We start from the raw sequence: 11,439 nt of genomic DNA on the forward strand, positions 1-11,439 counted from the left end.
GACGCACCCGCCGGTGGCGCACCGACCGGGCCTGCGTCCTTACCGAGAGTTCACAGGGCACAATAGGTGCCTGGGTACACCCCCTACCCGGGTTTCTGTTTCGCATCGAGCCGGTTTCGGTGCCTGAGGAAGAGCGAGGAGTGCATGCGGGTACTCCGCCGCGGTGACGCCGGTCCCGACGTCGCCGAGATCAGGTCGATCCTTGCCGGGATGGATCTGCTCCCGCCGGTGGCGGGGACCGAGCGGTACAACACGTTCGACGTCGCGGTGGAGCAGGCCGTGCGCGCGTTCCAGCAGCGCCGCGGGCTCATCACCGACGGGGTGGTGGGCCCGGCGACGTACCAGGCGCTCAAGGGCGCGAGCTATCACCTCGGGAGCCGCCCGCTCCAGTACCTTTTGTCGTCGCCGGTGCACGGCGACGACGTTTTCACTCTTCAGGAGCGGCTCACCGAACTGGGCTTCGACGCGGGCCGCCCGGACGGCTATTTCGGCCCCCAGACCGAACGCGCCCTGCGCACGTTCCAGCGCGACATGCGGCTGACGTCGGACGGCATCTGCGGCCCGGCCACCATCCGCGAGCTGCATCGCCTGTCCTCGCCGCGCGCTCGCGGCGGCCGCCCGGTTTTCCTGCGCGAGCAGGAGCAGGTGCGCCAGGCGGGCCCGCGGCTGCGCGGCAAGCGCATCGTGATCGACCCGGGCCACGGCGGCGAAGACCTCGGTGTCGTCGCAGGCGGCCTGCGCGAGGCGGACATCGCCTGGGATCTGGCGCGGCGGCTCGAAGGCCGGATGCAGGCCACCGGCATGGAGGCCCTGATCAGCCGGGGCCCGAACCACAGCCCGACCGATTTCGAACGCGCCCGCTTCGCCAACGACGCCGGCGCGGACCTGTTCCTGTCGCTGCACAGCGACGGCAACCCGTCGCCGCGCGCGCAGGGCGTCGCGAGCTTCCACTTCGGCACCGGCAACGGCACGACGTCCACCGTCGGCGAGCTGCTGGCCGGCTTCATCCAGCGCGAGGTCGCGGCCCGTACCGGCCTGCTGGACTGCCGCACGCACTACAAGACGTGGGAGATCTTCACCCGCACGCGCTGCCCGGCCGTCCGCGTGGAAATCGGCTACCTGACGAACCCGGACGACGCCGCCCGCCTTGGCGACCCCGCCTTCCGCGACGTCGTGGCCGAAGGCATCCTCATCGCGGTCAAGCGCCTCTACCTCCTCGGCGAAGGCGACCAGCCCACCGGCACCTTCACCTTCGCCGACGTACTGGCCCACGAACTGGCCAAGGCCGAATAGCCCTCTCGCTATTCGCCCCCTCCAGTTCTTCCTGCCTTACCCCTAGCCCCACCCTGATTCGCCCTGCCCCGGCCTTTCCCCGCGAAGACCGCCCAGGGCCCCACTCAGCGCGCCCCGCCGCCGCACCGCCCTCTCAGCCCGTGTTTACCCGTGCTGACCCGCCCGCACCCCGAGCAACCACTACCCACAGTCACCACCAGCCGCCGCCCCCTCGGCGACCCCTCCCGAGCACCGCCACCCCCGAACCAACCGCGCCCTCACCCCCAAACAACCGGAGCCCCCACACCGCTTAACCGGCGCCACAAGAACTTGCGCCGAACTGCCACACCACCCACCACACCTGGGGGCAGCCCCCACCCTTCCCGGGGGGCGTCCCCAGATCCATTCTATCCATCCACAGCTTTTCCACGGCCTCTATCTGCAATCTGTGGATAACTCGGGGACTCTTCCACAGTTGTGCACAGGTACCGGGAGTGGGTGTTTTCCGCGCGGATCCGAGGTGGTATGGGGCTCGTCGGACTCGGTCCTGGGGCATCCGAGGTCCACCCCCGGCGGCGGCGAACAGGCCGGGGCTGACCTCGGGCGATGCTGTTCGAGCGGCCGCACAACCCAGTCGGGAATGAGGGTCGCGGTGAGCAGTAAAGCGGGCGAGCGGCGGTAGTTGTCGCGACGGTCGGCACGGAGAGTGACCGGGTAGCCGGGGAGTGGCGGAGTACTGCGGGCTAGCCGGGACGGGCGTTCATGGTGGGTGCCAGCGAGGTCATTCTGGCTGACCTGCCTGGGGCACGAAGCCGGTCAGGCGCGGCCGAGGCTCGGTTCCGCGGTCGTGATCGTCACTTGGCCCAGCAGACGTTCGAGTGCCGCTTCGACGTCTTCCTTCCAGGTGATCGCCGAGCGCAGTTCCAGGCGCAGGCGCGGGTACTTCGGGTGCGGGCGCACCGTTTTGAAGCCCACGCTCTGCAGGAACGCGGCGGGGAGCACGCACGAGTGCTGGCCCAGCGGGTCCTCGTCGTCAGGGGTGGCGTCGCCGAAGGATTCGATCGCGCGGACGCCGCGTTTGGTCAGGTCCTTCGCCACGGCCTGCACCAGCATCCGGCCGAGGCCGCCGCCGCGGAATTCCGGCAGGACCTGGAAGGCGGTGAGCAGGACGGCGTCGGCGCTCGGCGGCGACGTCGGGAAGGCGAGCGAGCGGGGCACCGCGTTCGGCGGGGCGTACAGCACGAACCCGACCGGCAACGTGTCGCTGTAGACGATGCGGCCGCAGGAACCCCATTCCAGCAGCACGCTGGACACCCAGGCTTCCTTCTCGACCTCGGTGGAGCCGTACTCCTCGGCCTGCGCCTTCAGGTGCGGCGCGAGCTCCCAGTACACGCACTGCCGGCAGTTCTTGGGAAGGTGCTCGAGATTGTCCAGGGTGACGCCCACCACGCGACGTGACACCTGAAACCTCCCTGGACCCCGCAACTCCGGCCATCGCGCCCGCAAGAGCGCAGGCGGCACCGGAAGAACCACCCCGAGGATAGGCCGATGTGACAAGCGCCGGAAGAGCGGGGAGCCGGAAGAGGCCGCGGTTACACTCGATGGATCTACCAGCAGGTACCCACCGAGCCCTCAGGTGTCCGATGACCGAGAACCGCCCCGCCAAGCCGCAGACCGGCCGCCACAATCTCGACCCGCACCTCGACCGGTACGCAGCACGTACCGCCGGGATGACCGCATCCGAGATCCGCGCGCTTTTCGCAGTGGCAAGCCGGCCGGAGGTCGTCTCGCTCGCCGGCGGCATGCCGAACCTCGCCGCGCTGCCGCTCGACACCCTCTCGGCTCAGGTCGGCGAGATCATCGCCGAGGAGGGGCTCGTCGCCCTGCAGTACGGGTCCGCGCACGGGATTCCCGCGCTGCGTGACCAGATCTGCGAAATCATGGCTCTCGAGGGGATCAAGGCGCACCCCGACGACGTCGTGGTCACCGTCGGTTCCCAGATGGGCCTCGACATGGTGACCCGGCTTTTCTGCGACCCGGGTGACGTCGTGATCGCCGAGGGCCCGTCGTACGTCGGTGCGCTCGGTTCGTTTTCCGCTTACCAGGCGAACGTCGTGCACGTCGCGATGGACGAGCACGGTCTCGTGCCCGAAGGGTTGCGGGAAGCCTTGCGCCAGGCTGAAAAAGCCGGGCAGCGGGTCAAATTCCTTTACACGATCCCGAATTTCCACAACCCGGCCGGCGTGACGCTGTCGGTCGACCGGCGGCCGGAAATCGTCGAGATCTGCCGCGAGCACGGCGTGCTGATCATCGAGGACAACCCGTACGGCCTGCTCGGTTTCGACGGCCAGACCTACCCGGCGCTGCGCTCGCTCGACCCGGACAACGTCGTGTACCTCGGCTCGTTCTCGAAGACGTTCGCCTCCGGGCTGCGCGTCGGCTGGGTGCTCGCGCCGCACGCGGTGCGCGAAAAGCTCGTGCTGGCAGCGGAATCCGCGACGCTGTGCCCGCCGACCTTCAACCAGATGATCGTCTCGCGCTACCTCGCGACGCACGATTGGAAGGGCCAGATCAAGAAGTTCCGGGAGAACTACCGCGAACGCCGCGACGCGATGTTGTCGGCGCTGCAACAGTATTTGCCGCCCGGCTGCTCTTGGACCAACCCCGACGGTGGCTTCTACGTGTGGGTCACCGTGCCGGAAGGCGTTGACACCAAAGCGATGTTGCCGCGTGCGGTCACCGCTCGGGTCGCGTACGCGTCCGGCACCGGTTTCTACGCCGACGGTTTCGGCTCCCGCCAGATGCGGTTGTCGTACTGCTATCCGACGCCGGAACGCATCCGCGAGGGCGTGCGCCGGCTCGCCGCCGTGCTCGAGTCCGAAATGGACCTCAACCGCACCTTCGGTAGCGTGAAGGCGCGCACCATCCCGGGGCCCGAGACCCCGTCTCCGGACACGGTCTGACCGGCCCAGCAACACTAAGGAGTTCCCACGGTGGTCGACCGTACCGTTGCCGTGCTCGCCGGCGGGCTTTCCCACGAACGCGACGTTTCGCTCCGCTCCGGGCGCAGGCTTTCCGCCGCGCTGCGGGCCGAGGGCCTCACGGTGGAGGAGTGGGACACCGACGCCGGGCTGCTGGAACGGCTGCGCACGCAGCGTCCGGACGCGGTTGTCGTCGCCCTGCACGGCGGTGAGGGCGAGAACGGCTCGGTGCAGACCGTGCTGGAGATGCTCGACGTGCCGTTCGTCGGCACCCATTCGCAGGGCTGCCGCCGCGCCTGGGACAAGCCGACCGCGAAGGCGTTCGTGCAGCAGGCCGGGTTCTCGACGCCGGACTGGATTGTGTTGCCGCACAGCACTTTCCGCGAACTGGGCGCGCAGTCGGTGCTCGACGCGATGGTCGAGCGGCTCGGTCTGCCGCTGATCCTCAAGCCGGATCAGGGCGGGTCGGCGCTCGGCACGCAGGTGGTTCGGGAGGCAGCGGAGCTGCCCGCGGCGATGGTCGGCTGCTTCGCCTATGGCGACACCGTGCTCGCGGAACGGTTCGTAGACGGCGTTGAAGTGGCCGTCACGGTCATCGAAGGGGAGAACGGGGCCGAGGCCCTGCCCGCGGTCGAGATCGTGCCGGAGAGCGGCGTCTACGACTACACCGCGCGCTACACCGCGGGCCTCACCGACTTCTTCACCCCGGCCCGGATTTCCGACGAGGCCGCGAAGGCGGTCAGCGAACTCGCCGTCGGCGCGCACCGGTGGCTCGGGCTGCGCGACATCTCGCGCACCGACGCGGTGATCACGCCGGACGGGGGAGTCCACTTCCTCGAAGTGAACCTCTCGCCGGGTCTCACCGAAACGTCGACGGTGCCGATGGCGGTCGAAGCCGCCGGCACCACGCTCGGTTCAGTTTTCGCGGACCTCGTCGCGCGCGCCGTCGCTCGCGCGAACTGAAAACTGGCGGACAGGGGCGGGCGGCGGACTGCCGCCCCTCCCCGCGCCGGTCGATTCCGGCGGCCACTCCGCGTGACCGTGGCCGCCTCGATCCGCAATCATCACCGTGACGAAACGCCCCTGGGTGATCCCTAATCGGTTTCGTCGCTCTGATTCGCCGATTTTTCCCCGGAATTCGCGTCGATGATCCCGACGATCCGCTCAAGATCGTCGACCGACCCGAACTCGAGAACGATGCGCCCCTTGCGCCGGCCGAGGTCGACCTTCACCCGGGTGTCGAACCGATCGGACAGCCGGTTCGCAAGTTCCTGCAATCCGGGCGCCTGGATCTGCTTTCGGGGAGCGGCCTTCGGCTTCGCCGGCTTCTCGCTCTTCTTCAGCGTGACGGCTTCCTCGGTGGCCCGCACCGACATGCCCTCCGCGACGATCCGCGCCGCCAGTTCCTCCTGGCTTTCCGGATCCTCCAACGACAGCAGCGCCCGCGCGTGCCCGGCGGACAGGACGCCCGCGGCCACCCGCCGCTGCACGGGGAGGGGGAGCTTGAGCAACCGGATGGTGTTCGTGATGACCGGACGGCTGCGACCGATGCGCCCGGCCAGCTCCTCGTGCGTCACCGCGAACTCGTCGAGGAGCTGCTGATAGGCCGCCGCCTCTTCGAGCGGGTTCAGCTGCACGCGGTGGATGTTCTCCAGCAGCGCGTCCCGCAGCATCGACTCGTCGGCGGTCTGTCGCACGATCGCCGGGATCGCCTCGAGCTCCGCCTGCTGCGAGGCACGCAGCCGGCGCTCGCCCATGACGAGTTCGTACTCGTCGTCGCCGAGTTCTCGGACGACGATCGGCTGCATGAGCCCGAACTCGCGGATCGAATGCTCGAGTTCGGCGAGTGCTTCCTCGTCGAAAACCTGGCGCGGCTGCTTCGGGTTCGGCTTGACCGAGCTGACCGGGATCTCGCGGTACACCGCGCCGGCGACCTCGCCGCTCGGCTGGCCCGCGGCACCGTTCGCCGCGAACCAGCCCTTGTCCTCGCGTACCGCTTTCTCCGCGGGCGTGCTGGCCTCGGTCGCGGCCGGAGGAGGCGTCGCCGGTCCGGTCGGGATCAGGGCCGCCAGTCCGCGGCCGAGCCCTCCTCTGCGCTCAGTCATGCGGTGCTGCTCCTCTCGTTCACACCCCGCTCGGCGATCTCCTTCGCCGCGTCGAGATAGCTCATGGCGCCACGTGAACCGGGGTCGTAGGAGAGGACGGTCTGGCCGTAGCCAGGTGCCTCGGACACCTTCACGCTGCGCGGGATGACGGTCTTCAGCACCGTTTCGCCGAAGTGGTTCCGGACCTCGTTGGTCACCTGGTCGGCCAGTTTGGTGCGACCGTCGTACATGGTGAGCAGAATCGTCGACACGCTGAGTTCGCGGTTGAGGTGCTGCTGCACGAGTTCGATGTTGCTGAGGAGCTGCCCGAGACCTTCGAGTGCGTAGTACTCGCACTGGATCGGGATGAGCACTTCCTGCGCCGCCACCATCGCGTTGACGGTGAGGAGACCGAGCGACGGCGGGCAGTCGATAAAGACGTAGTCGACGCCGATCTCGTCGAGCGCGCCGGACGACAGCGCCTCCTTGAGCCGCGTCTCGCGGTTCGCCATGGAAACGAGTTCGATCTCGGCACCGGCGAGGTCGATCGTCGCGGGCACGCAGTAGAGGTTGGGGGACTGCTCGCTCTGCTGCGCGGCCTCGGCGATTGAGACCTCGCCGATGAGCACCTCGTAGATCGACGGCGTCCCGGAGCGGTGGTCGATGTCGAGCGCGGTGCTGGCGTTGCCCTGCGGGTCGAGGTCGATCACCAACGTTTTCAGCCCGTGCACGGCGAGCGCCGCGGCCAGGTTGACGGTGCTCGTCGTCTTGCCGACCCCGCCCTTCTGGTTGGCGACGGTGAGCACGCGGCGACGAGAGGGTCGGGGGAGTACCCCTTCCTTGGGGTGGAGCACGCTCGCGGCGCGAACGGCTTCTTCAGCGATCGGCGTCCAGCCCATCTCCTGGCTGGCCTCCGCGGAGTCGGACGGCGGGGGATTCACCGGTCTCGACACCTCCTCCTGGTAGACGATTCGGGGGCGTTCACACCGCGATGTTTCACGTGGAACGGCGCGGCTGTTGTCGTTCGCTAGCTCCGCCTGCCGCGTGGCCGGTTCGGCTTCGGCGGCAGGCGACGGATCAGGACCACCGTGCTGGGGACTTCGAGTACTGCCTTCCCGCATTCCGCGACCTGTGGTTCGGCCCCACCGGCCTTGCGCACCGCGTCGCGGTCGCGGGAGATCTCTTCGGCGGCGCTGGCGCCTTTGAGGGCAACCAGTCGACCTTCGGGACGAACCAGGGGAAGGCACCAGCCCGCGAGCCGAGCAAGAGGGGCGACCGCGCGGGCGGTGACGACGTCTGCGCCACTCAGCTGCTCGCGTACGGACCGCTCCTCGGCGCGTCCACGGACGATGGTGATCGGGAGTTCCAGCTTCTCGGCGACCTCGGCCAACCAGTCAACCCGGCGAGCCATGGGTTCCAAGAGCACGATATCGAGGTCCGGTCGAGCGATCGCCAGCGGTACTCCCGGAAGCCCCGCGCCCGACCCGACGTCGACCACGCGCGCCTCGGACGGGATCTGCTCACCGATCACCGCGGAGTTCAGCACGTGCCGCTCCCACAGCCGGTCGACCTCACGCGGTCCGATCAACCCTCGCTCGACCCCATGAGTCGCCAGCAGCTCCACGTACCCGGCGGCTTGCTCGACGCGCTCCCCGAACACCTCCACCGCCGCGGTCCGGACCGTCCCGGTGGCGCCGTCCAAGCTCACTACTCGCACTCCTCGCTCCGCGCGTTTCACGTGAAACGCGCTCGATTGATTGTCCCTGATGCCGACGCCAAATCGAGCCGACAGACCGCAACTGTGGACAAGTCCACTCGAGTCGCCGAGCGATCCACAGGTCGTTTCACGTGAAACGCGATCGGCCGGGGGAGGAGGCGGCGAGTTTCACGTGAAACGCCACGCTTGTAATTCGCGGCGGCGTCGAGTCGGAGCGATGACGATCCTCGGGCGACTGCAGGCTCGGGCGTCACTCGTCGCGTGCCGGGGCGCCGGGCGGCGGCTGATGAACATGACGGCAGTCGTCCTTGCCTAACCGCTGCCTAGAACATGACAGGGGACAGGAGCGTCGCCAACGGACGACGCGCGACGCGGCATCGCCCAGAGGCCAGGGTCTGCTCGGCGGGTCCGACAGGCACGGTGCCGGTCGTACTCGCGGTGCCGAGGGACCGCGTCAGAAGGCAGGCATAAAAGAAGCGGCCCACCGGAGTGAATCCGGTGGGCCGCTTCCGCTCAGTGCTTCCGAGGGCTCAGTCCTCGGGGAAGATCACCACGCGCCGCTTCGGGTCCTCGCCCTCGCTCTCGCTCGTGACGCCCTTGACCGTCGCGACCGCGTCGTGGACGACCTTGCGTTCGAACGGGCTCATCGGCTGCAGGCGAACCCGCTCGCCGCTCGACAGCACCGACTCCGCGGTGGACCGGCCGAGCTCGCGGAGCTCCTCGCGGCGGTCCGCGCGCCAGCCGGCGATGTCCAGCATCAACCGGCTGCGCGAGCCGGTCTCCTGCTGGACCGCGAGACGGGTCAGCTCCTGCAGCGCTTCGAGCACCGTGCCGCGGGGGCCGACCAGCTTTTCGAGGTCGTCGCCGCCGTCGATGCTCACGATCGCGCGGCCCGCTTCGACGTCCAGGTCGATGTCGCCGTCGTAGTCGAGCAGGTCCAGCAGACGCTCGAGATAGTCGCCGGCGATGTCGCCCTCTTGCACGAGAGCGTCGTCACCGCCCGCCTTCGGCTCGGCCGCCGCACTCGTCTCTTCCTGATCGGCGTCGATCGTGTCGACCGTCTCCGACATCTTCAGTCTCCTCTCCGAACCCGAAGCGTCAGCGACGCTTCCGGCCCGACTTCCTGTTCGAGTCCTTGAGGAGCCCGGGCACTCCGGTGCCGTTCTCCTTCGATCCGTTCTGGGTCGACGTCTGCTCCGGCGCGCTCTCCGCCGCCTCGGCCGTCTCGGCTGCCTTCTTCTGCGAGGAAGCGACACCGCCGGACTTGCCGCTGGAGGACGAGGTCTGCGCGAAGCCGTGCGCCGAACCCGCCTTGGTCACCTTGCCCTGCTGACCCTGCTGCTGGTTCTTCTTCTGCTGCACCGGCTTCTGCCCGACCTTCGGCGCGGTCGGCTTCTGGCCCGGCTTCGGGCCGAGCGACGCGCGCTTCTCGGCCGCCTCGGCCTTGCGGGCTTCCTCTTCCTTGTCGATCTTCGTGTAGACGAGGCGCTGCTGCATGAGCGTCCAGCCGTTGTTCGCCAGCCAGTAGAAGAGCAGGCCGAGCGGGAAGAACGCACCGAAGACGAGCACACCGAGCGGGAAGACGTACATGGTGAGCTTGTTCATGATCGCGGTCTGCGCGGTGCCCGCGGCCGACGCGTTCTGCCGGGAGACCGAGTGGCGCGCGGTGAGGTGCGTGGCGATCGAGGCGATGATCATCAGCGGCAGCGCGACCGGGAGGACCTCCCAGTGCCACCCGCCGTTCGCGACGTGCCCGGCGACGGCGCCGACGCCGTTGTTGACCGCCTCGCCCAGGTTGACGCCGAAGAGCTTCGCGCTGACGTAGGAGTTCACGTCATGGGCGTTGAAGAAGTAGTTCTCGGTCTTCGGGCTGCCGTCGGCGGGCTTCATGGTGAACGCGCGCAGCACGTGGTTCAGGCCGATGAAGACCGGGATCTGAAGGATCATCGGAAGGCAGCTGCCGAGCGGGTTGACGCCGTGCTCGCGCTGGAGCTTCTGCATCTCCTGCGCCTGGCGCTGCCGGTCGTTCGCGTACTTCTTCTGGATCTTCTTCATTTCCGGCGCGAAGTCTTGCATCTTCTTCATCGACCGGACCTGGTTCACGAACGGCTTGAACATGATGCCGCGGACGGTGAACGTCAGGAAGATGATGCCGAGGATCCACGAGATCGCGGTCGCTTCCCCGAAGACGAACCCGAAGACCTTGTGCCAACACCACAAGATGAAGGACACGGGGTAGTAGATGAAATCGAGCACTGAGCTACTCCTCGATCGGTGTTTCAGGCGTGCGGTGCCGCCACGAGAACTTCTCGGGCACCGGGTCGCGGCCGGGCGGGGTCCACGGGCCGCAGCGAAGCAGCCGGCGCAGCGCGAGGTAGGAGCCCTTGGCCGCGCCGTGGCGGGTCAGTGCTTCGACTGCGTACGCGCTGCAGCTCGGGTAGAACCGGCAGGCCGGAGGAAGAAAGGGCGAAATCGCCTTGCGGTAGAACCGCACGGGGAGGAGCAGCACCCACGCGACCGGTCCAGGCCGGGGCGGCGACTCGTCCTCGGGTACTTCGGTGGTGCTGTGTTCGGAGGTGGCGTCCATAGCCGTTTACACCGCTGATCCGTGGTCGGGTGCCGTGCCCTGCTGGCGCGGCTGCCGGGGAGCATCGGCCCCGGCCGGGCGGCCGGACGGCGCGAGGCCGAGCCGGCGCAGTGCGGCGTCGAGATCCGCGGCGAGCTCAGCGCTCGACGCGGACGCGGCCGGAGGCAATGCCCGTACCACCAACGAGCTGCCCGCGGGCAGTGTTCCGAGACGCGCGGAAACCAGGTGCCGCAACCGCCGGGTCACCCGGTGGCGCACCACCGAGTTCCCGACGGCCTTGCTCACCACAAAACCCGCCCTGGCCGCGAACGAAGCGGCCACGGACGGGTCCGTGGTCAACGCGTGGACGACGAGGCGGCGCCTGCCGGCTCGGGACCCCCGGCGGAGGACGACCCGGAAGTCCTCGCTCCGCCGCAGACGTGCGCCAGCGGGCAGCACGACGCGGTCCGGCTGAGCCGGATCAGGCGGACAGCTCGGCGCGGCCCTTGCGACGGCGCGCCGCGAGGATCGCGCGGCCCGCACGGGTCCGCATGCGCAGGCGGAAACCGTGGGTCTTCGCGCGACGACGGTTGTTCGGCTGGAAGGTGCGCTTGCCCTTGCTCACTGCTTCTCCTGTGTCTCGGCCGTCGGGCGACGGCGGATTCCCCGGCGCCCGGCGTGTCGTGCGGGTCGCACGGAAGTTCGTGCTGTCTCCTACCACCGGGTGGCCTCGTCACGACGAGCGACGACATACGTAGGCACGCGAAACGCACCCGTCGCATACGGGAGACCTTACGAGGGTACGCACCCCGGTCGTGA

Annotated in this window: 12 protein-coding genes; 3 read left to right on the forward strand and 9 right to left on the reverse strand. The window is 68.7% G+C overall.

What is annotated here, in order from left to right; genetic code table 11:
* The first annotated feature begins 144 nt into the window (after positions 1–144).
* Positions 145–1,293, forward strand: a complete 1,149-nt coding sequence (locus WA670_RS04060) for an N-acetylmuramoyl-L-alanine amidase (RefSeq protein ID WP_037809125.1) — start codon at positions 145–147, stop codon at positions 1,291–1,293.
* A gap of 795 nt (positions 1,294–2,088) precedes the next feature.
* Here the strand turns inward: WA670_RS04060 and WA670_RS04065 are convergent.
* A complete protein-coding gene (locus tag WA670_RS04065; protein WP_106961273.1) occupies positions 2,089–2,733 on the reverse strand; it encodes a GNAT family N-acetyltransferase in 645 nt (214 codons plus the stop codon).
* A gap of 182 nt (positions 2,734–2,915) precedes the next feature.
* Here WA670_RS04065 and WA670_RS04070 point away from each other — a divergent pair, with 182 nt between their 5' ends.
* Together WA670_RS04070 and WA670_RS04075 are read left to right on the forward strand one after the other, a co-directional pair.
* Positions 2,916–4,235: an aminotransferase-like domain-containing protein gene (locus tag WA670_RS04070; RefSeq protein WP_043831398.1), complete on the forward strand. Its 1,320-nt coding sequence runs from the start codon at positions 2,916–2,918 to the stop codon at positions 4,233–4,235.
* A 30-nt stretch (positions 4,236–4,265) separates the two neighbouring features.
* Positions 4,266–5,216 carry a D-alanine--D-alanine ligase family protein gene (locus tag WA670_RS04075; protein ID WP_009085339.1) on the forward strand — a complete coding sequence of 317 codons (951 nt, stop codon included), beginning with the start codon at positions 4,266–4,268 and terminating at the stop codon, positions 5,214–5,216.
* A gap of 131 nt (positions 5,217–5,347) precedes the next feature.
* Here the strand turns inward: WA670_RS04075 and WA670_RS04080 are convergent, their stop codons facing one another.
* From WA670_RS04080 to rpmH, 8 genes are all read right to left on the reverse strand, one after another.
* Complete coding sequence (locus tag WA670_RS04080) at positions 5,348–6,358, reverse strand: ParB/RepB/Spo0J family partition protein (RefSeq protein ID WP_037809127.1); 1,011 nt, start codon at positions 6,356–6,358, stop codon at positions 5,348–5,350.
* A complete protein-coding gene (locus WA670_RS04085) occupies positions 6,355–7,278 on the reverse strand; it encodes a ParA family protein (RefSeq protein WP_037809129.1) in 924 nt (307 codons plus the stop codon). The genes WA670_RS04080 and WA670_RS04085 overlap by 4 nt, the downstream gene beginning before the upstream one ends.
* Before the next feature lie 86 nt (positions 7,279–7,364).
* Complete coding sequence (gene rsmG / locus WA670_RS04090) at positions 7,365–8,045, reverse strand: 16S rRNA (guanine(527)-N(7))-methyltransferase RsmG (RefSeq protein ID WP_037809131.1); 681 nt, start codon at positions 8,043–8,045, stop codon at positions 7,365–7,367.
* Between the two features lie 539 nt (positions 8,046–8,584).
* Positions 8,585–9,124 carry a Jag family protein gene (locus WA670_RS04095; protein WP_037809133.1) on the reverse strand — a complete coding sequence of 180 codons (540 nt, stop codon included), beginning with the start codon at positions 9,122–9,124 and terminating at the stop codon, positions 8,585–8,587.
* Between the two features lie 28 nt (positions 9,125–9,152).
* Positions 9,153–10,310, reverse strand: coding sequence for a membrane protein insertase YidC (yidC, locus tag WA670_RS04100; RefSeq protein ID WP_134728049.1), 1,158 nt, complete (start codon positions 10,308–10,310; stop codon positions 9,153–9,155).
* A gap of 4 nt (positions 10,311–10,314) precedes the next feature.
* On the reverse strand, positions 10,315–10,641 hold the full coding sequence (yidD, locus tag WA670_RS04105; RefSeq protein ID WP_037809137.1) for a membrane protein insertion efficiency factor YidD: 327 nt from the start codon (positions 10,639–10,641) through the stop codon (positions 10,315–10,317).
* Between the two features lie 6 nt (positions 10,642–10,647).
* Positions 10,648–11,079 carry a ribonuclease P protein component gene (gene rnpA, locus WA670_RS04110; protein WP_037809139.1) on the reverse strand — a complete coding sequence of 144 codons (432 nt, stop codon included), beginning with the start codon at positions 11,077–11,079 and terminating at the stop codon, positions 10,648–10,650.
* Between the two features lie 22 nt (positions 11,080–11,101).
* Positions 11,102–11,245: a 50S ribosomal protein L34 gene (rpmH, locus tag WA670_RS04115; protein WP_037363527.1), complete on the reverse strand. Its 144-nt coding sequence runs from the start codon at positions 11,243–11,245 to the stop codon at positions 11,102–11,104.
* Positions 11,246–11,439 lie beyond the last annotated feature (194 nt).

Source organism: Amycolatopsis sp. VC5-11, assembly GCF_037034185.1.
Lineage (GTDB): Bacteria > Actinomycetota > Actinomycetes > Mycobacteriales > Pseudonocardiaceae > Amycolatopsis > Amycolatopsis nivea.